Annotated in this window: 25 protein-coding genes; 9 read left to right on the top strand and 16 right to left on the bottom strand. The window is 44.9% G+C overall.

What is annotated here, in order from left to right:
• Positions 1-84 precede the first annotated feature (84 nt).
• On the top strand, positions 85-777 hold the full coding sequence (locus tag FG24_RS02155) for a VIT1/CCC1 transporter family protein (RefSeq protein WP_036300487.1): 693 nt from the start codon (positions 85-87) through the stop codon (positions 775-777).
• 81 nt (positions 778-858) lie between these two features.
• On the opposite strand, the gene ppa is transcribed toward FG24_RS02155, so the two are convergent.
• The 10 genes from ppa to FG24_RS02205 all read right to left on the bottom strand — a co-directional run bounded on the left by ppa (position 859) and on the right by FG24_RS02205 (position 12,670).
• Positions 859-1,407 (bottom strand): inorganic diphosphatase, encoded by a 549-nt coding sequence (gene ppa, locus FG24_RS02160; protein ID WP_036300488.1) that lies wholly within the window; start codon positions 1,405-1,407, stop codon positions 859-861.
• Between the two features lie 102 nt (positions 1,408-1,509).
• Positions 1,510-1,806, bottom strand: a complete 297-nt coding sequence (locus tag FG24_RS02165; protein WP_036300490.1) for a YkvA family protein — start codon at positions 1,804-1,806, stop codon at positions 1,510-1,512.
• A gap of 30 nt (positions 1,807-1,836) precedes the next feature.
• A complete protein-coding gene (locus FG24_RS02170) occupies positions 1,837-2,739 on the bottom strand; it encodes a phosphoribosylaminoimidazolesuccinocarboxamide synthase (protein WP_036300493.1) in 903 nt (300 codons plus the stop codon).
• A gap of 184 nt (positions 2,740-2,923) precedes the next feature.
• Complete coding sequence (gene pyk, locus FG24_RS02175) at positions 2,924-4,363, bottom strand: pyruvate kinase (RefSeq protein WP_036303858.1); 1,440 nt, start codon at positions 4,361-4,363, stop codon at positions 2,924-2,926.
• 102 nt (positions 4,364-4,465) lie between these two features.
• On the bottom strand, positions 4,466-5,647 hold the full coding sequence (locus FG24_RS02180) for a phosphoglycerate kinase (protein WP_036300496.1): 1,182 nt from the start codon (positions 5,645-5,647) through the stop codon (positions 4,466-4,468).
• An 11-nt stretch (positions 5,648-5,658) separates the two neighbouring features.
• Positions 5,659-6,678 (bottom strand): type I glyceraldehyde-3-phosphate dehydrogenase, encoded by a 1,020-nt coding sequence (gene gap / locus FG24_RS02185; protein ID WP_036300501.1) that lies wholly within the window; start codon positions 6,676-6,678, stop codon positions 5,659-5,661.
• A 194-nt stretch (positions 6,679-6,872) separates the two neighbouring features.
• On the bottom strand, positions 6,873-8,858 hold the full coding sequence (tkt, locus tag FG24_RS02190; protein ID WP_036300502.1) for a transketolase: 1,986 nt from the start codon (positions 8,856-8,858) through the stop codon (positions 6,873-6,875).
• A 227-nt stretch (positions 8,859-9,085) separates the two neighbouring features.
• On the bottom strand, positions 9,086-10,159 hold the full coding sequence (locus FG24_RS02195) for a Gfo/Idh/MocA family protein (protein WP_036300505.1): 1,074 nt from the start codon (positions 10,157-10,159) through the stop codon (positions 9,086-9,088).
• Between the two features lie 118 nt (positions 10,160-10,277).
• Complete coding sequence (locus FG24_RS02200; RefSeq protein ID WP_036300507.1) at positions 10,278-12,095, bottom strand: AMP-dependent synthetase/ligase; 1,818 nt, start codon at positions 12,093-12,095, stop codon at positions 10,278-10,280.
• Between the two features lie 8 nt (positions 12,096-12,103).
• Positions 12,104-12,670: a thioredoxin family protein gene (locus FG24_RS02205; RefSeq protein ID WP_036300509.1), complete on the bottom strand. Its 567-nt coding sequence runs from the start codon at positions 12,668-12,670 to the stop codon at positions 12,104-12,106.
• Positions 12,671-12,772: 102 nt separating this feature from the next.
• Between FG24_RS02205 and FG24_RS02210 the strand changes: the two genes are divergently transcribed.
• Complete coding sequence (locus FG24_RS02210) at positions 12,773-13,519, top strand: 16S rRNA (uracil(1498)-N(3))-methyltransferase (protein ID WP_036300511.1); 747 nt, start codon at positions 12,773-12,775, stop codon at positions 13,517-13,519.
• Positions 13,520-13,548: 29 nt separating this feature from the next.
• Here the strand turns inward: FG24_RS02210 and FG24_RS02215 are convergent, their stop codons facing one another.
• Positions 13,549-13,932: a surface-adhesin E family protein gene (locus FG24_RS02215; protein WP_036300518.1), complete on the bottom strand. Its 384-nt coding sequence runs from the start codon at positions 13,930-13,932 to the stop codon at positions 13,549-13,551.
• 135 nt (positions 13,933-14,067) lie between these two features.
• Here FG24_RS02215 and FG24_RS02220 point away from each other — a divergent pair, with 135 nt between their 5' ends.
• From FG24_RS02220 to FG24_RS02250, 7 genes are all read left to right on the top strand, one after another.
• The gene (locus FG24_RS02220) at positions 14,068-14,580 is read left to right on the top strand and encodes a class I SAM-dependent methyltransferase (protein ID WP_036300519.1); all 513 of its coding nucleotides are present in this window, start codon (positions 14,068-14,070) and stop codon (positions 14,578-14,580) included.
• Positions 14,581-14,697: 117 nt separating this feature from the next.
• Positions 14,698-16,314, top strand: a complete 1,617-nt coding sequence (gene argA, locus FG24_RS02225; RefSeq protein WP_036300520.1) for an amino-acid N-acetyltransferase — start codon at positions 14,698-14,700, stop codon at positions 16,312-16,314.
• A 61-nt stretch (positions 16,315-16,375) separates the two neighbouring features.
• Entirely contained in the window at positions 16,376-17,260 is an 885-nt protein-coding gene (argB, locus tag FG24_RS02230) for an acetylglutamate kinase (RefSeq protein ID WP_036300521.1), read from the top strand.
• A 107-nt stretch (positions 17,261-17,367) separates the two neighbouring features.
• Complete coding sequence (locus FG24_RS02235; protein WP_036300522.1) at positions 17,368-17,997, top strand: pyrimidine 5'-nucleotidase; 630 nt, start codon at positions 17,368-17,370, stop codon at positions 17,995-17,997.
• A gap of 29 nt (positions 17,998-18,026) precedes the next feature.
• Positions 18,027-18,584, top strand: coding sequence for a nucleoid occlusion factor SlmA (gene slmA, locus FG24_RS02240; RefSeq protein ID WP_036300525.1), 558 nt, complete (start codon positions 18,027-18,029; stop codon positions 18,582-18,584).
• Between the two features lie 11 nt (positions 18,585-18,595).
• Positions 18,596-19,246, top strand: a complete 651-nt coding sequence (locus FG24_RS02245) for a PIN domain-containing protein (RefSeq protein WP_036300528.1) — start codon at positions 18,596-18,598, stop codon at positions 19,244-19,246.
• A 9-nt stretch (positions 19,247-19,255) separates the two neighbouring features.
• Positions 19,256-19,477, top strand: coding sequence for a DUF2788 domain-containing protein (locus tag FG24_RS02250; protein ID WP_036300540.1), 222 nt, complete (start codon positions 19,256-19,258; stop codon positions 19,475-19,477).
• A 95-nt stretch (positions 19,478-19,572) separates the two neighbouring features.
• Here the strand turns inward: FG24_RS02250 and FG24_RS02255 are convergent, their stop codons facing one another.
• The 5 genes from FG24_RS02255 to lpxC all read right to left on the bottom strand — a co-directional run bounded on the left by FG24_RS02255 (position 19,573) and on the right by lpxC (position 25,113).
• Positions 19,573-20,781 (bottom strand): multifunctional CCA addition/repair protein, encoded by a 1,209-nt coding sequence (locus FG24_RS02255; RefSeq protein WP_036303859.1) that lies wholly within the window; start codon positions 20,779-20,781, stop codon positions 19,573-19,575.
• A gap of 53 nt (positions 20,782-20,834) precedes the next feature.
• Complete coding sequence (locus FG24_RS02260) at positions 20,835-21,782, bottom strand: complex I NDUFA9 subunit family protein (protein ID WP_036300541.1); 948 nt, start codon at positions 21,780-21,782, stop codon at positions 20,835-20,837.
• A 140-nt stretch (positions 21,783-21,922) separates the two neighbouring features.
• Entirely contained in the window at positions 21,923-23,941 is a 2,019-nt protein-coding gene (locus tag FG24_RS02265; RefSeq protein WP_036300543.1) for a transglycosylase SLT domain-containing protein, read from the bottom strand.
• Positions 23,934-24,116, bottom strand: a complete 183-nt coding sequence (locus tag FG24_RS02270; RefSeq protein ID WP_019897288.1) for a hypothetical protein — start codon at positions 24,114-24,116, stop codon at positions 23,934-23,936. Before FG24_RS02270 ends, FG24_RS02265 begins: the two co-directional genes overlap by 8 nt.
• Positions 24,117-24,183: 67 nt before the next feature.
• On the bottom strand, positions 24,184-25,113 hold the full coding sequence (gene lpxC / locus FG24_RS02275; RefSeq protein ID WP_036300545.1) for a UDP-3-O-acyl-N-acetylglucosamine deacetylase: 930 nt from the start codon (positions 25,111-25,113) through the stop codon (positions 24,184-24,186).
• Positions 25,114-25,167: the final 54 nt, after the last annotated feature.

Genomic DNA, 25,167 nt, shown 5'->3' on the forward strand with positions numbered 1-25,167 from the left:
AGCACAAAGGATGCATTTAAATAATTCCAGCATTCGTGTAATGCAGTAACATTACGTTTAACTTCACTTTACATGCAGGTTCTCATGCGGCACTCTGAATTTCATCGCTCACATCGTATTGGCTGGCTACGTGCAGCAGTGCTGGGTGCCAATGATGGCATTATTTCTACAGCCAGCCTTATCATCGGCGTTGCCGCTGCTGGTGCAGCTAATGACAGCATACTGATGACTGGTGTTGCTTGCTTAGTTTCAGGCTCCATGTCGATGGCAGCCGGTGAATATGTTTCGGTTAGCTCACAGGCTGATACTGAAACAGCAGACCTCGCGCGCGAACGCTTGGAGCTGGCAAATGACCACGAGAGCGAACTGAAAGAATTAACTGGCATTTATATGCAGCGCGGCCTAACGGCAGAGCTAGCGCACGAAGTCGCTGTTCAGCTCACAGCGCATGATGCACTTGGTGCTCATGCCAGAGACGAGCTTGGCATTACAGAAACCATGAACGCTCGACCAACACAAGCGGCACTTGCCTCTGCAGCCACCTTTGCGGTGGGTGCAACATTGCCGCTATTGGTCACATACTTTGCGCCAGAGTCTAATACAGCCACTTACGTGGCCACCACATCACTTGGCTTTTTAGCAGCACTTGGTGGGCTTGCCGCAAAAGCTGGCGGAGCAAATATGACTGTTGGTATTGCACGCGTGGCATCCTGGGGCGTAATCGCCATGGCTGCGACTGCAGGCGTAGGCAAATTATTTGGTGTTGTCACCGCTTAATCTCTGTTAGACGCAAAAAAGGCAGCCTAAGCTGCCTTTTTATTTGTCCGGCCAGTGCTATATTACCCAGTACTATATTACTTAGAACGCTGGTTTAACTTGTGCATTATTGTAATTCTCTACACTGTTTAAGATTTCTTGTTTAGCTGCTTCGATATCACCCCAGCCATTGATCTTAACCCATTTGCCTTTATCTAAATCTTTGTAATGCTCAAAGAAGTGGGCAATCATGTTCAAGCGCCATTCTGACACATCAGTATGTGCTTTCAAGTGACCATATAAACCACACACTTTATCAACAGGCACAGCCAACACTTTTGCATCTAGGCCAGCTTCATCTTCCATCAATAGCACGCCTAGTGGGCGGCAACGCACAACCACACCAGGAATCAACGGCACTGGTGTCATCACCAATACATCAACAGGGTCGCCATCATCCGATAATGTGTGTGGCACGTAACCGTAATTGGTTGGGTATTGCATTGCAGTACCCATGAAGCGGTCAACAAAAATTGCGCCGCTCTCTTTATCTACTTCATATTTTACTGGGTCACCCTGCATTGGAATCTCAATAATCACATTGAAATCGTTAGGGACATCTTTACCGGTTGGCACTTGGTTTAATGACATGGTCTATTCCTAAATATAAATACTACTAATGAATTTTGAGGCGCAATTATAGCAAGCCCACAAAGAACGCACAGAAAAAAGTCGTAACAAAGTGTAGGATGCCTAAATATTTCCTGATACGTCAGCTTGTTGCACTTGTTCGCGGCAATCTTGAATCACTGCTTTAGGAATTAACAACAGTGCACAATAAAGTAGTGCTGGAATAATAATCACCTCATCTAGCTGACCTAATATTGGAATAAAGTCAGGGATAAGATCAAACGGGAGCAATAAATAACCCACAGCCAGCCATAACAGGCATTTAGCCAACCATGGTGTTTGTGGGTGTTTTAACACTAATCGATAGACAGCAAGCTCTTTTTTGAGCTGCTTAGCCAATGATTTCAGTTTATTTAGCACGGCTAATGCACCAATCGTTTCATTCAGCGCTTACTCAAGCGTTAATGGCTGTCCTGTTAGTCGTTCAAAAGCTTCCATGTACTTTTCGCTGGTTTTGCTAGCAACGTCTGCTGGCAAAACTGGTGCAGGCGGCGTTTTATTCCAGCCACTAGCTTCTAACCAATCACGCACATACTGTTTATCGTAGCTTGGTGGATTTTTACCCACGACATAGCTCTCAGCAGGCCAAAAACGTGATGAGTCTGGCGTTAACACCTCATCCATCACATGCAACACGCCATTTTCATCCAAACCAAACTCAAACTTAGTATCAGCAATAATAATACCGCGTGTAAGTGCATATTCAGCAGCTTGCGTGTAAAGCGCTATCGCGGCTTTTGCCACCTGCTCAGCCATGTCAGTACCAATTAGTTCAGCACATTGCGCTAAACTGATATTTTCATCATGTTCACCCACTGCGGCTTTGCTAGATGGCGTAAATAAAGGTGCTGGTAATTTTGATGCCTCTTGCAAACCGTCTGGCAGCGGGATATCACAGACCGTACCTTTGGCTTTGTATTCTTTCCAACCGCTACCGACCAAGTAGCCACGCACAATCGCCTCTATCGGTAATGCTTTTAACTTTTTAACCACCACTGAGCGATTTGCTAACTGTGCTTTTTCCGCAGGGTCACTCACCACGCTAGCAGGTGCAATACCAGTTAAATGGTTAGGCACCACGTTTTGCAGCTTATCAAACCAGAAGTTTGCCATCTGCGTGAGCATTGCACCCTTGTTTGCAATACCTGTAGGCAAAATTACGTCAAATGCAGAGAGCCTGTCGGTACTCACTAACAACATGGTATTAGCATCGATGTCATAAATATCACGTACTTTACCTTGGTGTATACGTTTTAGACTTTTAATGCTGGTTTCTAATAATGGATTATTCATGTGTAATGATGACTATATTAATGAGTAAGTTGAGCTAAGCACGTATTATAAACGCACTTTAATTTTGATGAATTCTAAAAAGGCCGATTGATCGTAAAAAGTTGAAATAAATCAGTCAATACCGACATCAAACTACTTCATGTAATCGCTGGTTAATTAACGTGCTGATTAAGTGAGATTGGCATCATGTGTCTTTTCTATGTTCGCCGATCTTAATGATTTTCAATGTGTTGGTGCCCCCAGGATGCCCAATAGGTTCACCAAAAGTTAACAACACCGTATCACCGTCACTCACGACGCACTGCCTGAGTAGCACCTGCTCCATCTCAGCAATGATTTCATCCCTATTTTTACCTGCTTGCTCAATAGGGTATGGATAGACGCCACGGTGTAGTGTTAATTTTCTACGTGCTAATTTATCTGGCGATAAGGCATAAATGGGCACTTCTGCATCGGCTCGTGATAGCCATTGCGCTGCGTTGCCAGACTGCGTGAGCGCGGCTATTGCCTTTACTTTTAAGTGTTGTGCCGTATAAATAGCAGCAGCAGCAACAGCTTCATCCGTTTTAATAAACACCTGGTCAAGCTTTTGTGCATGATGCTGACTAAAATACTCCTTCTCCGCCTCAATGGCCACTCGATGTACCGCCTCTACCGTTTCTAAAGGGTATTGCCCTGATGCAGTCTCAGCAGAAAGCATCACTGCATCAGTGCCATCCAGCACAGCATTGGCCACATCAGAAACTTCAGCACGCGTCGGGATGGGGCTGGTAATCATAGACTCCATCATCTGCGTCGCCGTGATGACCAATTTATTTTGCGCGCGTGCCATACGGATCATACGCTTTTGCAAACCAGGGACTGCGGCATCACCCACCTCAACCCCCAAATCACCCCGTGCCACCATGATGGCGTCAGAAGCATCAATAATTGCCTCTAAATCATTAATGGCCTCTGCGCGTTCAATTTTCGCAATGATACTGGCTGTGCCACCAGCCTTACGCACTAGGGTTCTTGCAAGCTCAACATCTAAGGCAGACTTCGGAAATGAGATCGCAATATAATCCGCCTCTAGTGCAACCGCAGTTTTGATGTCTTCCCTATCTTTTTTAGTTAGAGCCTCTGCTGACAAGCCCCCGCCTTGACGGTTAATCCCCTTATTATTAGATAAAACACCACCGCTCAGCACGACACAATGGATCTGATTACCTTTGATTCTATCCACCTGCATGGTAATGCGGCCATCATCTAACAACAATATCGCGTTCTCTGACACCTCTTGCGGGAGGGTTTTGTAGTCTAAACCAACGTGATACTGATCACCGAGTTCGCAATCTGCATCTAATATAAAGATATCGCCCGTTTTTAGGGTGACTTTACCAAGCTCGAATTTGCCAATTCGAATCTTAGGGCCTTGTAAGTCGCACAGCACACCAACAGGACGACCGAGTTTGACGGCGATATTACGTACAATTTGTGCACGTTTAATATGATCTTCTACACTACCGTGTGAGAAATTTAAACGTACAACATTAACGCCTGCGGTAATCATACGTGCCAACATCTCCTCGCTAGTGGAGGATGGGCCTAGTGTTGCCACAATTTTTGTTTTACGTAATGTCAAACTTTTACCTTTATTTCTGAAAGAATAACGCATTCAAAATAAAAATGGGGCGAATAGCCCCATTTTTAAAGTATTACTTTTATCACTAAAGGTTCGGGCTAGTTAACTTTTAGCACGTAATTCCAAAATCTCAACTGCTGGTAACTTCTTACCCTCTAAGAACTCTAAAAATGCACCACCCGCAGTTGAAATGTAATCTACTTTACTTTCAATGCCGTATTTTTGAATAGCTGCAATCGTGTCGCCACCACCCGCTAAAGTAAATGCTTTTGTATTAGCAATGGCATCAGCGATTGTTTTAGTGCCTTCGCCAAACTGATCAAATTCAAACACACCGACTGGGCCATTCCAAACCACAGTCCCTGCGTTTTTAATGATCTCTACTAATTCATTAGCAGATTTCGCGCCAATATCAAAAATCATATCATCTGCAGCTACATCAGCCACGTCTTTCTTGATTGCTGGCTCATTTGCATCAAATTTCTTAGCACAGACCACATCAACCGCAACGGGTACCGCTGCGCCTCTTTGGGACATTTTGTCCATTAAGGTGCGCGCCACAGGCACTAAGTCATCTTCACACAATGATTTACCAACTTCAAAACCAGAAGCTTTTAGGAAGGTATTGGCAATACCACCACCCACCACCATCTGATCTACTTTTTCAGACAAACTCTCCAGCACTGTCAGCTTGGTTGACACTTTGCTACCGCCAACAATCGCCACCATTGGACGCGCTGGGCTCAACAAAGCTTTAGTCAACGCTTCTAACTCGTTCACTAATAATATGCCTGCTGCTGCCACTGGTGCAAATTTTGCAACACCATGTGTGCTTGCTTCAGCACGATGCGCAGTACCAAAAGCATCCATCACGAAAACATCACATAGTTTCGCATATTTTTGTGACAGTTCATCGCTACTTTTCTTCTCGCCTTTGTTAAAGCGGCAGTTTTCTAACACCACCAATTCGCCAGCAGCCACATCAAAGCCACCGTCAACCCAATCTTTAATCAGGCGCACAGGTTTAGCCAGTTTTGCTGAAATCACATCAACCACTGGCTGCAATGAGTTTTCTTCTGAGTAAACACCCTCTTCAGGACGGCCCAGATGTGAGGTCACCATCACTTTAGCACCGGCTTTAATGGCAAACTCGATTGTCGCCATTGAAGCGGTAATACGCGCATCTGAGGTCACTTTACCATCAGCCACAGGCACGTTAAGATCTGCGCGAATTAACACACGCTTACCGTTTAAATCCAGATCTGTCATTTTGATCACGTTCATGACAAATCTCCTTATTCAGCAGCCATCATAGCTGTTACGTTATCTAACATACGGCAGCTAAAGCCCCACTCGTTGTCATACCATGCACACACTTTAACTAACATGCCATCTTTGGTTACCTTAGTTAAGGTTGCGTCAAAATTGGATGAGAAGTTGGTGTGGTTGTAATCTACAGAAACTAACGGCGCCTCGTTGTAAGATAAAATGCCTTTAAGCGCGCCGCTATTAGCCGCTTCATGCATGATATGGTTTACTTCTTCCTTAGTCGTCGGGCGTGATGGTGTAAATGTTAAGTCAACAATCGACACATTGATAGTTGGTACGCGAATCGCGAATCCATCTAGCTTGCCATTCAACTCTGGCAACACCAAACCAACTGCTGCTGCTGCACCAGTCTTAGTAGGAATCAATGAGGTTGTGGCAGAGCGTGCGCGACGCATATCTGAGTGATGTGAGTCTGTTAACACTTGGTCATTGGTGTATGAGTGTATCGTGTTCATCAGACCATTAACGATACCAATTTTGTCATTCAAAGGTTTTACCATCGGCGCAAGACCATTGGTGGTGCATGAAGCATTGGAAACGACAGTATGGCTTGCTTTAATCACATCATGGTTCACACCATATACCACGGTTGCATCAACATCTTTATCACCTGGTGCTGATAACAATACTTTTTTTGCACCTGCATCAATATGCACTTGTGCTTTAGCTTTACTATTAAATGCACCTGTACACTCTAGTACAACATCAATACCTAGGTCACGCCATGGCAGTTCAGCTGGGTTACGCGTTGAAAATGTTTTAATTTTCTGGCTATTGATAATCATGTCATCGCCATCGACGCCTACATCAAATGGGAATCTGCCGTGTGCACTGTCGTAACGCGTTAAGTGTGCATTACTTTCGGCATCACCGCCTGTGCTATTAATCGCAACTATTTCAATATCTTTACGACCTAACTCATACACTGCACGCAACACCATGCGTCCAATACGACCATAACCATTAATTGCCACTCGAATTGCCATGATAATTCCTAAATATTTTCAATTAACTGCAAGCCAGTTAAAGCATACATAGCTTAAATTCATCTACCACTTAAAGCTAGACATCCGCTATAAAAACTAGCGCTATAAAAAATTAAGGCACCCCAATGTTGAGGTGCCTTTTTATACTAACTGACCAAACTTACAAACTGATACCGCTTGGTCACACTAGCGAATTAAAGCACCGATTTAACAGTTGCAACTACGTTTTCAACTGTAAAGCCAAAGTGCTTCATTAATGTACCGCCAGGTGCAGATTCACCAAATGTATCGATACCAACTACAGCGCCTTCAAGACCTACATATTTACGCCAGAAGTCTGAGTGAGCAGCTTCAACCGCTACACGTTTAACACCTGGAGTTAACACGCTGTCTTTGTATGCTTTGTCTTGACGGTCAAATACGTTTGTTGATGGCATTGAAACTACACGTACTTTAGTACCAGCAGCATTCAATTCAGCAGCCGCTTTAACAGCCAACTCTAACTCTGAACCGTTAGCGATGATGATAACGTCTGCTTTACCAGCTACGTCAGAGAACACATAAGCACCCTTACGCATTAAATCTAACTGCGCTGCATCATGTTTGATACCAGCAACGTTTTGACGGCTTAATACCAAGCTAGATGGACCATTTTTACGCTCAACCGCAGCTACCCAAGCAACAGCAGTTTCTGTTGAACTACCTGGACGCCATACATCCATGTTAGGAATGTAACGTAAACCTGATGTGTTTTCAATTGGTTGGTGAGTAGGACCATCTTCACCTTGGCCGATAGAGTCATGTGATAAAACAGCGATCGTACGTTGTTTCATCAATGCAGCCATACGCAATGCGCTCTTAGCGTAGTCTGAGAACATGTGGAATGTACCGCCGAATGGTAATAGACCACCGTGCAATGCCATACCGTTCATGATTGCAAACATACCGAACTCACGTACACCGTAAGAGATGTAGTTACCTGGCTCTTTACCAGATACGTGTTTGAAACTTGCAGCTGCAGTCAGGTTAGATCCTGTTAAGTCAGCAGAACCGCCTAAGAACTCTGGCAATACTGGTGCTAGTGCAGTAATAGCATTTTGTGAAGCTTTACGAGTTGCAACACCTTCTGCTTTTTCGTTAGTTGCAGTGATGAATGCATCAGTTGCTTCTTTCCAGTTAGCTGGTAAGTCACCTGCCATACGGCGCTTGAACTCTGCAGCTTCAGCTGGGAATGCAGCAGCGTATGCAGCAAATTTTTCGTTCCAAGCTGCTTCTGATGAAGCGCCTTTAGCTTTTTGATCCCAGCCAGCGTAAACGTCAGCAGGAATAACAAATGGCTCATGTGGCCAGCCGATGTTAGCGCGAGTAGCAGCAACTTCTTCCAAACCTAATGCAGAACCGTGGCAATCATGTGAACCAGATTTGTTTGGTGAACCCATGCCGATGATTGTTTTACAGCAGATCAATGATGGTTTGTCTGTAACTGCTTTAGCCGCTTTAACTGCTGCATCGATCGCGTCAGAATCATGACCGTCTACTGATTGAACGTGCCAGCCGTAAGCTTCAAAGCGTTTAACTGTGTCGTCTGTGTACCAGCCTTCAATGTGACCATCGATAGAGATACCGTTGTCGTCCCAGAATGCAACCAATTTACCTAAGCCCCATGTACCAGCTAAAGCACAAGCTTCGTGTGATACACCTTCCATCATACAGCCGTCACCTAAGAAGCAGTATGTGTAGTGGTCAACGATATCGTGACCTGGTTTGTTGAATTGGTTAGCCATTAACTTTTCAGCCATTGCAAAACCAACTGCGTTGGTGATACCTTGACCTAATGGACCTGTTGTTGTTTCAATGCCCGGTGCATAGCTGTACTCTGGGTGACCAGCACATTTTGAATGCAATTGACGGAATGTTTTGATTTCATCCATAGGCAAGTCGTAGCCTGTTAGATGCAACAATGAGTAGATCAACATTGAGCCATGGCCGTTAGAGAGCACAAAGCGGTCACGATCAGCCCAGTTTGGATTTGTTGGATTGTGACGCAAGTGGTGATTCCACAATACCTCTGCGATTTCAGCCATACCCATAGGCGCACCTGGGTGGCCTGAGTTAGCTTTTTGCACTGCATCCATAGATAACGCACGAATTGCATTAGCTAGGTCTTTACGTGTTGCCATTGTTTTCTCCCTAATGATTAATACTTGAGGACTTATAAAGATAGCGTTTTGCGCAAAACCTCATAAACCTTAATTGAAGTTTTCAAAAATACAGTAAATTTAACTGCTTTTACGTGAAAGCTAAATTATTGCTTAGATAGCGCTTTTCGGCAAGTACAACGTAAGAAAAGTGGTGACTTTCAACAAAGCCCCACTTTCAAAATGCTGACGAAAAACAAGCGCTAGATTTAACCGATTTTCACTAGATGCTGATTCGCAACAGACTGCAGCGCTGCCTCTATCGCCTGACAGTTTGCTTTAGCATCAGAAAAAGTTAAATGCGTTGGCTTATTGTTCAACACACAATCGCTAAAGTGTTCAATTTCCAGATTAAAGTGGTTACTTGGTGCAAAGCGTTCTTCGGCATATTTTCCATCTTCTGTTGCCCATGAAATAACCGGCACATCATTCTGAAACACCCATGCGGCGTGGCATTTCACCCAGCCTTTAGTGCCGATGATTTCATACTCTGATTTACGCGAGCGCTCGAAACTCACATCAAAATGACCGAATAGTGCACGCCCTTCTGCGTCGCAACCAAAATCCAGCACGCCGCTAGTCACAATATCCGCACCCACCTCATTTAATTTAGCATGTGCCATCACTGATTTTGGCTCTACCGGCTTCGCACTATTTACACCAACACCCAACCCCATCACCCAACGTAAAGAGTGGATTGCATAAGGGCCAATATCCCACATCGCGCCGCCGCCTTGCGCCACACCACTGGCAATGCGGTACATACGCGCTGGACGCATTAAAAATGAATAGCTGGCGCGTGTGGATAGCACATCACCGATGAGGCCTGATGCAACAATCTCTTGGATACGCGCATGTTGTGGATGGAAGCGATACATAAAGCCTTCCATCACTTTTACATTATTCTTTAGCGCTGCTTGTTCAATTCTCTCAATATCAGCGACAGTAAGCGCCATAGGCTTTTCAATCAACACATGCTTGCCGGCATTGATTGCCTTGAGTGCCCACTCGGCATGCTCATTATTGGCCATGGGACAGTAAACTGCCTCTACATTAGCATCATTAATCAGTGCGTCCATCTCGTCATAACATTGCACTTCACCCGCATGACACGGTGCGTATTTTTGCAAGGTAGCCTTAGCCGCACCCACGCGGCGGCTGGCAATCGCCACCAACTGGGCATTAGATGCTTCGGTAATCGCCGGTAGCAAACGCTCATTAACGCGCGCAGCCCCTAATATACCCCAACGTAATTTTCTCTGTTCAGTCACGGTCTGCGTCACAACTTATCCTTTACTCTCATCAAATCAACTTAAAATTCGCGCCCCTAGCCTACTGCCATGCGCACTATAAAGCATATCTCCACTTACATACCTTCGCTTGCCCAAGCAAAGCTTGCAATTAAAACTTAAAGCCTTGGTAGAGCTTTTCATACTGCGTAGCATACTGCTGCAAAACAAGGTGCCGCTTAACTTTCAAGGTGGGCGTAAGTAGGCCATTCTCTATGCTCCACGGAGTAGACAGCAAAACAATCTTTCTCACTTTGGCATAACCGGGAAATGACTTCATCTGCGCCGCCACCCGCGCAAGAGCCAAAGCACTTGCCTGACGCTCATCCAACCCTTCCGGCCAGGCACCAGGTAAATTATGCTTTTGCGCCAACTCCAGCCATCTATCCTGATTCACCACCGCCAGCAAACCTAAATACGGCCTACCCTCACCAACCAACATCACCTGCTCAAACAAGGGGTCTGCCATTATTGCAGCTTCAATATCGGTAGGCGGCACTTTCTCGCCATTGGACAATACGATAATTTCTTTAATGCGGCCAGTAATGGTAATGCGGCCAGTCGGGTCAATGTTTGCCACATCCCCAGTTTTTAGCCAGCCATCAGTGGTAAATGTAGCGTTGCTTGCATCCGGGTTATTCCAATAACCTTGCATCACGTTAGGGCCGCGCACTTCTAAACCACCGGACGCATCCAAACGCACCTGCACACTGGGTAAAGCATGCCCCACGCTGCTAGGCACATTACTCTCGGCCTTATTTACGCTAATCACCGGGCTAGTTTCAGTCAGCCCATAACCCTGAACGATGGGCACACCCAAACCAATAAAAGTGCGCGCACTATCGGCCGATAACGCGGCACCGCCCGCCACCGCCAAGCGCAAGCGTCCACCTAAACGCGCCTGCAATTTACTGGCAACCAAGCGCTTTAAGATTGACCATAACAAATGTCGCCATTTCCACTTGGCCCGCCCCTGCGTGTACTCAAAGCGGCTATAGCCCACATCCACCGCCAACGCAAACAAACGCACCGCAAAAGCCGGCCCAGCTTCCAACTTACTGCGTAACCCAAGCTGAATCCGCTCAAAGATACGCGGCACGGTAACGATAATGGTGGGGCGTACGTTAAGCAAATCATCCTGCAACTGCTGCACAGAGCGCGCAAACGCTACGCTAGCGCCAGACATCATCGGCAAACAATATCCCGCCATCCGCTCCAGCGCATGCGACAACGGCAAAAACGAGAGAAACACATCATGCGGGTAAACAGCGAAGTAGTGTAACGAGTCCCAAGCATTCTGCATGAGGTTACGGTGCGTGAGCATCACACCCTTAGGCTTACCGGTTGTGCCTGATGTGTAAATGATGGTTGCTAGCGCGTTCGCGTCCGATACGCGGTGCTGAAACTCATTCTGCGCATCGGCAACCGGCAGCCATGCGCCTAGACTACGTATGCGCTGATCGCCATCGCCTGGCACAGGCTTGCAGACAACCACGCGCTGCAAGCTTTTGAAATCAACACCCAGTGCATGAACCGCCTGCCAATCACTGGCGCTATTTACCAGCAATAATTTAGCACCAGAGTCTTGCAGCACATGTGCGATATTTTCCGCCCGGTCGGAAACATAAAGTGGAACCGTGACCAAACCCAGCCCCAAGGCAGCTTGGTCAAACATCACCCAACTCGGGCAATTTTTAAGCATAATGGCAACGCGGTCGCCAATCGCCAAGCTCTCGCCTAACAACGCCTGCTGCCAGCTAACTGCCTGCTGCATGGCGGATAACCAGGCTATCTCGCGCCAATCGCCCGCCTCATCATCAAAATAGCGATACGCGATATGGTACGGCGAGCGCCTAATCCGCTCATGAAACAAGCCGTCTAGTGTGAATACAGCCTCAGGTGAAATGTAATCCACAACGCACTGATTCATGCCGGCTTTTAAATGGACTCCTGCGGGAACCACTTAATACTGCAGCCGATACTTGCTATTTGCTCTTTAGGGCCCTCTCCGGTTTCAGCAATCAGCTTCATTGCGTTAAATAAATCCCTCGGGTGATTTTCATCTGACTGACGGCGACCAGCTGCATCAAACCGCCCACGATACTGCAACTCCAGGTCTGCATTAAAACCAAAGAAATCCGGAGTACACACCGCACCATAGGCTTTAGCCACTTCCTGCGTCTCATCCAACACATAAGGGAACGGAAAGTTGAATAATTTAGCCTCTTCCATCATGCGTTCGTAAGAGTCTTCAGGATAGTTTTCGGTATCATTACTTTGTATCGCAATAGTGTTAATACCATACTTTAACAGTTCACGGCAATCATCAACCAAGCGTGTTTTGATTGCTTTAACATAAGGGCAGTGGTTACAGATAAACATCACTAACAATCCATTTTTACCTGCACTATTTGCCAGCGTGTATCGCTTACCGTCTACACCCAATAAATTAAAATCCACAGCAGGCTGACCAAAATTACATACGGGGGGATTTAAGCTGACCATCTTATTCTCCTTATTTCGTTATACTTATTACTCTGACAACGTTAATGTTTATATTATCACTTTTGTTTTATTTCTTGCTTTACTTTTGGAGTCACCCGCTTTATGGCTAATTTGCGCTTTTACACCAACTCGCCTTTGGTACTCAACGAGACTGTTCAACTTTCAGAAAGTGCTGCCGCCCACGCAACGCGTGCGCTACGTCTGGCTGAAGGAGACCATGCGATTTTGTTTAACGGTGATGGGCGTAATTACGACTGCACATTGACTACCGTTAAGAAAAATAGCGTAAGCGCCATTATTACCCATGCAAATGAAGTGCATAACGAATCCCCACTCAAAATCACTTTACTACAGGCGATTTCCAGCGGAGATAGGATGGACTTTACCATTCAAAAAGCGGTGGAGCTTGGCGTGAAAAATATTCAACCTATCACCAGTAAGCGTAGCGTAGTAAAGCTATCTGCCGAACGTGCGGAAAAACGCACCGAACATTGGCAAAACATTGCAATTTCCGCATGTGAGCAATCTGGACGCGCCTATGTGCCCCAAGTATTGACGCCGATGTCACTCGAAAATTGGTTTAGTCAAAACCCAAGCACAAGTAAAGGTACAGACACTACACGCATCTTACTTAATCCGATTGGTGCAAAACGTTTAACGGAGATTCAACAACCAAATGGTGAGATACAGTTGCTGATTGGGGCGGAAGGAGGCCTGAGCCAAGAAGAGATAGCCCTTGCAACGTCGCATCATTTTCAATCCATCGTACTTGGCCCGCGAATTTTACGTACAGAAACTGCTGCTTTAACGGCGATTGCCGCCATGCAACTGGTATGGGGTGACTTTTAGCAAGCCATCACGATTGATTATGGCGACTGCTAGCGACTGCATATTACGTTGGCTTTCACTTCACCGATGCTATAAGGCACCACCGCCGACCATGCAGTTTCTGCTTCTGGTAAGTGATAATTGGCCAAAATGCTGCCTTTTGCCATATTTTCCGCATAGTATTTAATGGAGAGTGCTTTGAACTGCTTGTTTCTACAATCGTGTAACTCCAGCCATTCAGATGACATCTCACCTTTTGGCTGCTGCACATAATAGTCATTTAAGGTTGAAACTGTGATTAAATTTTCGTCTTTCTGAAGTGTCTCGAAATCAATCAACATATTGCCATTTTCGTTTGTTTGAATCATTGTCCACTCAGCAAAAGCTTTGCCTGAGATAAGCGCTAACACTAAAATCATTAAAAATTTATTCATTGTTTACCCTAAGCATGATGTAGATTGCAATTTTGCCACTAGAGTTTATCGGATAAACACTGTTCACTGCATCACATTTATACTAAACAACACGTAAAGCTTAATTAAGCGACACCTCATCACTTAAGGCTCAACATGCAAGAAAATCCTTCGCCATGGATCATGAAGTTTGCACCACTCATTAAAAGCAACGGTCGCGTGCTAGACCTCGCATGCGGTAAAGGACGTCATGCCATTTGGCTGGCACAGCAAGGTTATCAAGTTGATGCAATAGACCGCGACCCAATCGCAACTTCACACATGAAAGATATCGAGAATATCAACGTTTTGATGCTTGATCTTGAAACTGGCGAACTGCCAAAATTCACACACACTTACGATGGCATTATCGTTAGTCGCTACCTGCACAGACCACTACTGAAACTGCTAGCTGACTTACTCAACTCTGGCGGCATACTCATCTACGAAACATTCATGAGCGGCAATGAGCGCTACGGCAAACCGAGCAACCCAGACTTTCTTTTATTGCCAGATGAGCTACTTAACACTTACACACCGTTGCTCAGTATTATTGATTTTGAACAAGGTGAAGAGCAGGAACCAAGACCAGCAGTGATACAACGTATTTGTGCGAAAAGGGATTCTTAACTATGTAACAATTACCAGCTACGATATGACTTACGCATTAAACACACGTTTAAATTGTATTAATTACAATTTTAATCTATATTAATGTAAACATTACAAATTAACTGGTGTTTAATCATGTCACTTGGTCATTGCATTCGCAGCAAACGCAAATCACTCAACTTAACACTACAACAACTTGCCTCCAAAATTGATGCCGATGCTGGCAATCTGTCTCGTATCGAGCGCGGCGAACTAGGCGTTTCAGAGTCATTGCTACGCAAAATCGCATCAGCGCTAGAAACAACACCTGCGAATCTTTACGCAGAGAGCGATGCCACGACAACACCACACCTCACCAATAAAAACCAAGTCAATGAGCAACCCTCCACGTACTTAGCCAAACAAGCGGAATCCGTTAACAGCGCCAGCGCTAAAGATTTTGTGCAGTGGTTTCGCTCAGCTACGCCATACATCCATGCCTTTGGAGGACGGACATTTGTGATTGCCTTTGGTGGTGAGGTGGTGAGTGACCAACAGTTTATTTCACTCTCACATGACCTAAACTTATTAGCCAGCCTAGAAGTGAGATTAGTGCTTGTACATGGCTCGCGCCCGCAAATTGAGCAGCGGCTTAAGCGTGACAGCATCGCCCCACTATTTCACAACGGATTACGCGTGACGGATGATGCTGCGATGGAAGCAGTAAAAGAAGCCAATGGTGCAATTCGTGTAGAGATTGAAGCCTTACTATCAATGGGCATTGCCAACTCGCCAATGGCAGGCGCAGACATCCGCGTGGCGAGCGGCAACTTTGTCACAGCAAAACCACTGGGCGTGCATGATGGTGTAGACCTTCAGCACACAGGCGAAGTGCGTAAAGTAGATGCGATTGGTATTCAAAAACGCTTAGACGACAACGAGATGGTATTACTATCGCCACTTGGCTATTCACCCACAGGTGAGGCATTCAATTTAAGCTTAGAAGACGTAGCAGTGAGTACCGCGATTGCGCTAGATGCAGATAAGCTCATTTTCTTAATGGACTCAGAAGGTGTGCATAATTTACGCGGCGAGCTACTGCGCGAGATGACAGCAGAGAAAGCTAAAAATCTATTAAGAAATGTACGAGAAACTGAGCAAGCGATCAACATCTCTGAAGACGTAACCTATTATCTACCCGCAGCGGTACGCGCCTGTGAACAGGGGGTCGCAAGAACTCATATGATTAGCCGCCACATTGATGGCGCCATTATTCAAGAGCTGTTTACACTTGACGGTATCGGCACCATGGTGACCGAACTCAGCTTAGAAAGTATGCGCCAAGCCAACATTGATGATGTAGGCGGCATCCTAAAGTTAATTGAACCCCTAGAGAACGATGGTATTTTAGTACGTCGCGGTCGTGAGCGGCTAGAAATGGAAATTGACCATTTTCATATCATGGAGCACGACAACCGCATTATTGGTTGCGCAGCACTTTACCCGTTTGAATCAGAAAAGACCGCTGAATTTGCATGCCTAGCCATAGACCCTGCATACCGTGGTGGTGGCCGCGGTGATAAGTTATTTTATTACTGCGCCAATGTAGCCAAACAGTGCGGACTTGAAAGTTTATTCTGCCTCACCACACGTACTGAACATTGGTTTTTGGAACGCGGCTTCACTGAACAAGGCGTTGAAAAACTGCCAGCGGAAAAACAAAAACTTTACAATTACCAACGTAAATCTAAGGTGTTTAGCAAAACATTGTAAACAAATTTTGGTTACAATGACGGAAACTAAATTGACCAAAATTTAAGCTCACGGGAAACTCATGCTAAACCAATCAACTGCTGCAAAAAAAGCAAAGACGCTAGCTGAAGCGTTACCTTACATCAAACGTTTTTTTGACAAAACCATTGTCATTAAATACGGTGGCAACGCGATGACAGATGAGCACTTAAAAGAGTGCTTTGCCAAAGACGTAGTACTGCTAAAACTAGTGGGCATGAACCCTGTTGTAGTGCATGGCGGCGGCCCACAAATTAATGAAATGCTAGATAAACTAGGCAAAAAAGGTGAGTTTATCCAAGGCATGCGCGTTACCGATGAAGAAACCATGGATGTGGTTGAAATGGTGCTTGGTGGACAAGTAAATAAAGAGATTGTGAATTTAATTAACCGCAACGGTGGTAAAGCAGTCGGTTTAACTGGGCAAGATGGTAATTTCATTCATGCACACAAGCTCTTAATTGCAGATAAAGATGACGCCACCAAAATGATTGATATTGGGCAAGTGGGCGAAATTTCAGCCATTGACCCTAGCATCATCAACTTCTTAGACACTGGTGACTTTATCCCTGTGGTTGCGCCGATTGGCGTAGGAGTTGATGGCGAAACTTACAACATCAATGCAGACGTAGTAGCAGGCAAGCTTGCAGAAATACTTAATGCCGAGAAATTGATTCTGCTCACGAATACCCCAGGCGTGCTAGATAAAAATGGTGAACTACTCACTGGCTTAACCCCAAGGCAAATTGACGACATGGTGGCAGATGGCACGCTATCAGGCGGCATGTTACCTAAAATCAGCTCTGCGTTAGATGCAGCGCGCAGCGGTGTAAAAGCCGTACATATTATTGATGGCCGTGTTGAGCATGCCTTACTGTTAGAAGTATTAACAGACGAAGGTGTGGGCACGCTGATCAAAGCAAAATAAAATCAGGCACAGATCAATAACTCAAGCACTTAACCTTGAGCATGCGTGGCGCATAAAGATACCGCCACGCGATCTGTGCCGATTCACATAAGCGATTAGCGCCAAGCATGAGTAGAATCTGGATTTTTGACCTAGACGACACACTGCACAATGCCAGTGCGCATATCTTCCCTGTCATGAACCGCAGCATGACACAGTACATCATGGATGAACTTTCCATGAGCGAACCCGAGGCGCATGCGTTGCGCCAACATTACTGGCGCATTTACGGCGCCACCCTCAAGGGTCTCATGCGGCACCATGGGACAAACCCGCATCATTTTTTACATGAAACACACCGCTTGACCACCTTACCCGACATGGTGGTTCAAACCAAGCGACTGAAACACATGTTAAATTCGCTCTCCGGCCGTAAGTTAGTATTTACTAATGCACCACGAAGTTATGCGATTCGGGTACTTGAGCTACTAGGGATTGCAGATGTGTTTGAGATTGTTTTTAGTGTGGAATCTACGCAATTTCATGCAAAACCATCCGCCCGAGGCTTTCAACGCTTACTCAAAACCATTAACGCCAAAGCGAGCGACTGCGTGATGTTAGAAGACAGCCTCCCTGCACTCATGACCGCCAAACGCCTAGGCATGAAAACAATTTGGATATCTAAAAAGCTACATAAACCAAATTTTGTAGATTATCGACTACCCTCAGTGTTAGCACTTACTCACATTAAGCTATAATTAAAAAAATCATTTGTTAGGAAAATCACATGGCAGGCGAACGTAAACAACAAATTTTAGAAACTTTGGCAAAGATGCTGGAATCTCCTAAAAGAGAGAAAATCACCACCGCATCATTAGCATCAAAATTAGAAGTGAGCGAAGCTGCACTGTACCGCCACTTTGCTAATAAGGCACAAATGTTTGAAGGTTTGATTCTGTTTATTGAAGAAACCATTTTTGGCCTGATTAATAAAATTAGTGCTGAAGAGCCTGAAGGCCTCAGACAAATACAACGCATTGTGACCATGCTCATGGTATTTGCAGAAAAAAACTCAGGCATGACGCGCGTGCTGATTGGTGATGCATTAGTCAATGAAGATGACAAACTACAACTGCGCATCAACCAACTTTATGACCGCATTGAAGTCACACTGAAGCAATGTTTACGCATTGCTGAAACGCAAACTGGCCACAAGCACGATGCAGAGGCACAAGCAAATTTAATTATTTGTTACATTATTGGCCGCTGGAACCAATATGCGAAGAGTGGCTTCAAACGTAAACCTACAGAATTTATTGAGCAGCAGTTACCTAATCTATTGTAGGTAGTAAGTAAATGGCAGAACAACTCAAAAAGAATTATGTACTTATCGATTACGAGAATGTACAAATAAAGTCTCTTTCACTTTTGTCTAACGAGCAGTTTGAAGTGACAGTATTTCTAGGTGTGAATAATACAAAACTATCTACTGAGTTTGTTTTGTCAAAAGAAAAATTAGGCCCTCGAGCTAAATACGTAAGGTTAGAGAAGGCAGGGGGAAATGCATTAGATTTCCATATTGCGTTCTACTTAGGAAAGATTGTTGCGCATGACCCAAATGGCTTTTTCCATATAATCTCTAAAGATAAGGGTTTTGACACATTAATTACGCATTTGAAATCAATAAAAACCCTATCAGCACGCTCTGAGTCAATAGAAGCAATGCCTTGCTTTGCAGTTACCTCTAAATCAACCAACAAAGTTGCTGATGCAAAGCCTTTGAGTGAAAATGGAAAGTTAGCGATTAAGCACTTAATCGGCCTAAAAGCCTCCAAACCAAGAAAACTAAAAACGCTAACCACGACACTCCAAGCTAAGCTTGGTAAAAATATATCTAAAAAAACTGTTGAAAACACTATCAACGAATTGTTAACCATGAAATATTTAACTATTGAAGACCAAAATGCTAGCTACAACCTGCCTTCATCGGTTAATTGCAAAAATTAGGAGTACACATTGGAAGGTACAATTTTTGGTTTTACTGAAGCGCAAATCACCGAATTCGGCATGACATTTGGTGTAGGTGGTTTAATGCTGCTGATGCTGTTTATTGTTGGGCATTTGGCTTGGGAGTCAAAAGCAGGTAAGTTTGGTGCATTTGTTTTATTTCTTGGCTTAACTTTCGGGCTGGTTGGTTACGTAGCTAAATACTTTATCCAAAACACGCTTGGTATTTAATTCTTAAATAACCATCATGTTCTGACCAAAAAAATAGTGACGAGCTTAACTTCTAGCATCAGCCATATGTATTAGCAACAAAGCTAGATGTAGCTTTAAAGTACGCGCTTTATCGCCTCAACCCTTGCCTCAAAAATCGCAAGCTTGATTTTCTCCACGCCACTTTGCTTACTGGCGATGGCACCCGCGTCAATACTTAATGCGGCATCTAATACTTTGCGCATTAAATCTGCTGCTGGCGCGGGGCAGTTCTCAAACCCAGTTCTGCCACGCGAATCTGCCTCACAGGCTAGTAGAAACTCATTGAATCTTTCTGGTTGTCTAATTGCATCTAACTGGACTAAAAACTCTAACAAGGTACTAGGGCGCATTTCTAATGACTGGTATAACTTGCCGTGGAACTTAGCCACCATCACTGCTAGCTCTTTACAGTCATTCGGCACCCGTAAGCGTTTACATACATCTTTCACCAAATGCGCCCCGCGCTCTTCATGCCCAATATGGCGCGGTAGAATTTCTTTAGGGGTAGTTCCTTTGCCAAGGTCGTGCATTAAGGCAGCAAAACGCACTGGCAGCGAAAAGGCTTGCTGTGCTGCATAATCAAGCACCAGCATGACATGGACGCCCGTATCAACCTCAGGGTGATACTGAGGTGGCTGTGGAACTCCCCAAAGCCTATCCAACTCTGGAATAATCCTCTTTAAGGCACCGCACGCACGCAGCACTTCAAACATACGTGCAGGCTTTTTTTCCATTAAGCCTTTAGCCAGCTCTTGCCATACACGCTCTGCCACTAGGGCATCCACCTCACCAGCCGCTACCATCTGCTGCATTAGGCTTAGGGTTTCTGGTGCAATCATAAAATCTGCCAAACGTGCAGAAAATCGTGCAATACGCAGGATACGTACCGGATCTTCCACAAAAGCATCACTGACGTGACGTAATGTTTTTGACTTAATATCATCGAGACCATGAAACGGGTCGACAAGCTCTCCCGCCTCATTTTTTGCGATAGCATTCACCGTTAAGTCACGTCTTCCCAGATCTTGCTCTAATGTGATTTCTGGCGATGCATGTACGACAAACCCTTTATAGCCTTTTGCAGTTTTACGCTCAGTGCGTGCCAGTGCGTATTCCGCCTGTGTTTTAGGGTGTAAAAACACAGGGAAATCCTTACCGACAGGCCTAAAGCCTGCGGCCACCATTTGCTCAGGCGTACTACCGACAACGACATAGTCTTTATCTTTGATAGGATAGCCTAGCAACTCGTCACGGACTGCACCACCAACAATGTAGGTTTGCATTACTTTGTCCATTACTTTACCTAAGTTAACGGGCCCAAGTTAATAAGCCTAAGTTAACGTGCCGCTGCGCTACGGAAACGGTCATACGCACCACGCGCGGTGCGATCTACCAAGTATTCTGGTAACACCGCCTCTAGCGCACTTGGCTCTACTGCTAAAATCGCAGGCAGTGGAGACTGACTAACACTATCCACTTCCATTGACTTGATATTGTCACGTGACATTAACTTAATCGGTAGAAACTCCATCATTAAAGCCTGTAAATACGAAAGTGTATTATTTAAACCAATGATAGGTCGCTTAACTGATAAGGCTTGCATGATTTGCTGCAGTAGCTCCCGGAATGTATATACTTTTGGGCCAGCCAACTCATAAGTTTGACCATAGGTATGCGTATTTTCTAAGCTATTCACAAAACAGCTGGCAACATCCTCTACCCAAATAGGCTGAAACTTAGCATTCGGTTTTGCTAGTAACACCACTGGTAGTAATTTAATCAGCGTTGCAAACAGATTAGTAAATTTGTCACCACGCCCAAAAATAATAGAAGGCCTGAATATGGTGATATTGATTTTATCGTGTAGCGCGTTCAACGCCGCTTCACCTGCCGCTTTGGAGCGCAAATATTGACTTGGTGCATGTTCATCCGCACGTAAGCTACTCATCTGAATAAGACGTTTGATGCCTAAATCAGCACATATCTTTGCGAGCTGTGCTGGTAACTGATGATGGATAGTATTAAAGCTTAAACGACGGCTCTGATGCAAAATGCCAATCAAGTTAATGACGGCATCGACACCTCTCAACACAGTATTAAGCGCATGATAATCCAACACATTACACTCAACCACATTCACATTAGGTAACAAAAATAGATGCTTGGCAGACTCTCTTCTGCGCGTTAACACTGTTACCTCATATCCTGCCGCGTCCAACTTAGCGATGATAGCGCTACCGACAAACCCAGAACCACCCAACACACATATTCTTTTTAATTGCATGACTACCCTTTTAACTTCCCGATTTCACACTAAAACATCGCCATTGACCCGCTAAATCCTGATGATATAGCAATGGCTTGATTATTAGCTAACTCTAACACTCATCCAAATTAACGGCACACCGATCATGTGCTTAATCCCTACTCGACATCTGCCAAAATCACTTCCGACTTGATGCGCCCAGGCACCGTGCCCATTCTTGCTTTTAAACTTTGTACAGGGAGACCTAACCTTGGTGCGTAGATCTGCGCGTTTGCCATCACTTTTTGTACATAGCTTCTGGTTTCACCAAAAGGGATAGTTTCAACGTAAATAGCAGCCTCTAATGGCTCATCTGCTACCCAGCGCCGCGCACGACTCGGGCCGGCGTTATAAGCTGCCGTTGCCATTACCGCCTGACCATTCATCACCTCTAGGGTATAACGCATGTAGTAAGTGCCAATGCCAACGTTAAACTTTAAATCGTGAATCATCTCATGACTGTAATCACTTAAACCCATACGTTGAGCTGCCCATTTGGCAGTCGCTGGCATTAGTTGCATTAAACCAGAGGCACCTACGCCAGATTTTGCATAATGCATGAATCTGCTTTCTTGGCGGGTTAAGCCATAAATCCAAGCTTCATCTACATTTTCGTTCACAGCGGCTGCTCGAAATAAATCACGATATGGTATTGGATAACGTAAATTAAAGTCATGCAACTGCTTAGTATTGTCTGCAGTACTGATTGCCACATCGTACCATTTCTGACGCTGCGCATATTCTGCCGCAGCCAGCAGCTGCTTATCGTCAAAATCACGGGTTGCCCACACCCACTCCGCTTTAGCCTCCCAACGCATATCCAGTTTTTGCAACTCAAATGCTCGCTTAATCGCTGGCTGGCTGGCGATGGCAGTCACCTCTAGTTCAGTTGGGGTATATTGCAGTTGTGGGCTGTTCACCACACTGCCCAACTCCTCTAGCGCAAGCCATCCATAATAGTGCCGCTCGGTAGATAGTGGGCCCAAGATTTTATTAGCCTCAACCAATACAGCCTTTTCCTTTAAGGCACGCCCCTTCCAATAACGCCAAGCACCTTCCTGCTGTTGCTCTGCGCTCATTCGGCCAATCGCATCTAACAATACGTCCCAGTTTTGGGCACGCATAGCCGCGCGTGCCATCCATGCCAACTGTTCTTTATCTAACGAAACTTCATGTGCCTTTGCATAATACTCAAGCGCTTGGGGATGATGGTTACGCGCGGCATGGTAAGCAATTCGCCCCCATGCAAACGCAGCATCAGGCGCAGACCATTGCTGCTGAATTTGTAAATTAACCGCCACAGCATCATCGATATTGCTACGCGCTAACACATCAAGTGCATACAGGTTAACTTCTATGTCATCTTTTGCCTTAAACGAAGGCGTCTTTAAAACAGCTTTCTTGTTGTTAATTTTCACATTCACTGTTTTATTGGTAAGCAACAGCTTAGGTGTTTGATTTGCTACATCCAACAGTTCGAGATTATTCTTATCAAATGATGGCAAGCGAGCAATAATGCTCTTAGCAACATTTAACTTCCCATCATGCAAGGCTAGCCTTAACCTTGCCCAGATATCGCTATTGCTCAACGCACCAGCCTGCTGCATTGCATCAAACAATGGTGTACAACTACTTGGTAGGTCTGCAGAGCTTAACCAGATTCTTTTAACTTGCGCTGCCACATCCTGATGCTCAAGCTGACTTTTCCCATACAAGGCATAGCACTCAACTGCGGTATCAGCACGCTTGAAGTGTGGGTAATGCTCCAGAAATAATGTCCACTCCTGCTTTTTACCTAATTTTTTTAGCCACTCACCACGCAAACGATCCACAAAAGCCATATCGGCATATTGCGTAATAAACGCGTCTACTTCCGCACTATCAGCTTGGTCCAACCTAAGTAACATTAGCCAGTAAGCCGCATAAGGCGCCAATATATACTGCTGGTCATTAAGCTGGCTTACATCTTCTGCCAATGCTAGTTCATTTCTTTTAGCGTAGGCGTCACGTGCGTGCTCGAACAAGTCTTGGTCTGACATTGCAGCGACATTACCTGACAGCAACAACGCAGCTAACCAAAGCTGACGAATATACCGCGATGGAAATAGGTCTAATCGTTTTGTGAAGAAACTAAACATAAAGGATACGCCGCAGCACAAAGAATACAGCGGTAACGATGACCAAAAAGAACGTATATTTAATGGTTTGTTTGAAGTAATGCAGGTATTTCTTGTCGCTTGATAACAAATACAAGCCTAGTAACACCATGGCGGTAATCACTAATAGAACGAATATCAGGCGAATCATTAACATATACGCCTCCTCTTATTAATCACTAATCTTACTTAACTGCGTAAGCCGTGACTTTTGTTTAACTATTCTAATATATAGGGTTAGCCTGCAATTGTGCAGGCTGAGACAAGAAGGTAGCTGGCGCATCTTCTTGCTTCTCAAAAGTTGTATATTCCCATGCAGTTTCATCTTGCATGAGCGCGCGCAACAATTGATTATTTAATGAATGTCCTGACTTATAGGCATAAAAAGCCCCCAATATTGGATGACCCAACATGTATAAATCACCAATTGCGTCTAATACTTTATGTTTAACAAACTCATCGTCATAACGCAATCCATCTGCATTTAAAACACGGTACTCATCCAGCACAATCGCATTATCTAGACTACCGCCACGTGCTAAACCATTAGAACGTAAATACTCAACCTCGTGCATAAAGCCAAATGTACGTGCACGACTGATTTCTTTAATATAAGAATCGGCAGCAAAATCTATTTTGACATTGTTGCCAGAATGCTCGAATACTGGATGATTAAAATTAATGGTAAAGTCAATTTTAAAGCCGTGATAAGGCTCAAATCTGACCCATTTATCACCTTCTTTAACTTCTACTGTCTTTTTGATCCGTATGAATTTTTTAGCAGCCGCTTGTTCAACCACACCCGCTTCTTGCAATAAAAATACAAAAGGACCTGAGCTTCCATCCATAATTGGGATTTCAGAAGCATCAACCTCGACATACACATTGTCTATACCCAAACCGGCAAGTGCAGACATCACATGCTCTACAGTAGCAACGCGCGCGCCATTGGACTCCAGCGCAGAGCACATTCTTGTGTCATGCACTACGCCAGGAGTGGCCAAGATTTCATTAGGTTGAGGCAGATCAACCCGTTTGAAAACAATACCAGTATCAGGTGCAGCTGGGCGGAGGGTAAGAGTAACCTTTTCGCCATTGTGCAACCCAACGCCTGTGGCGCTTATCGCTTTTTTAAGTGTACGTTGCTTTAACATGCCTAATCTATTTCCATTTTCTAAGTTCTAGTGCAGTAAGTTCCAGTGCAATAA

Source organism: Methylotenera sp. L2L1 (assembly GCF_000744605.1).
In the GTDB taxonomy this organism is placed as follows: domain Bacteria; phylum Pseudomonadota; class Gammaproteobacteria; order Burkholderiales; family Methylophilaceae; genus Methylotenera.